At 37.4% G+C, this 601-nt stretch carries 1 protein-coding gene; it reads left to right on the forward strand.

Annotated features, from left to right (window positions below; genetic code table 11):
* The first annotated feature begins 81 nt into the window (after positions 1–81).
* Positions 82–471, forward strand: coding sequence for a DUF5301 domain-containing protein (locus DXB70_RS13985; protein ID WP_029731695.1), 390 nt, complete (start codon positions 82–84; stop codon positions 469–471).
* The last annotated feature ends 130 nt before the right edge of the window (positions 472–601 follow it).

Consider the following 601-nt stretch of genomic DNA (forward strand, 5'->3'; position numbering starts at 1 on the left):
TACAAAATCTCTCTATACTTTGACGGTCGAATAAAGTATAATGAAGTCAACGACTAATCGGAATTTGGAGGTAATATGCTTATGAAAAAATTTCTTTCTTTGTTTTTGTGTCTTACTTGTGTACTGACTTTAGTTGCGTGTGGAAAAAAGGTAGCTCCTATTACGTTACCTCAAACCGACGAGATTACATCTATTGATATAACTTTTGGGGAAAATACAGTAAGTCATTCAGACAAAACTTGGATAAGTGAAATAATCGCCGATATTTCCAGTTCTGAACCGACTAAGAAGGAAAGTGTTCAAGACTGTCCACAAGTGGAAAGTTATATCAAAATTGACTTCCAGTTTGAGACAGGAACAAGTACTATCTTTGCGTATGAGGATAGTGGTAAATACTATATTGAACAGCCTTATCAAGGAATTTATAAAATTGATAGCCAACTATTCGAAAGGTTACAAGAAACTGATTAATTCCAGTTTGCCACCCACACATCGGGTCAACTTGTCCCGAACTTTTACAACTAAATACCCGCCGCCCACACAGCGGCACACCGAGCAGGAAATCTGAAAAAGGTCTCCTGCTTTTTTTCTGCCCAAAATG

This window comes from Clostridium sp. OM05-5BH (assembly GCF_003481505.1).
Taxonomy (GTDB): Bacteria; Bacillota; Clostridia; order Lachnospirales; family Lachnospiraceae; genus Otoolea; species Otoolea fessa.

Excerpts from the sequence above, each read along its gene's own strand:
- DXB70_RS13985 (WP_029731695.1), top strand. The coding sequence starts at position 82 with ATGAAAAAATTTCTTTCTTTGTTTTTGTGTCTTACTTGTGTACTGACT.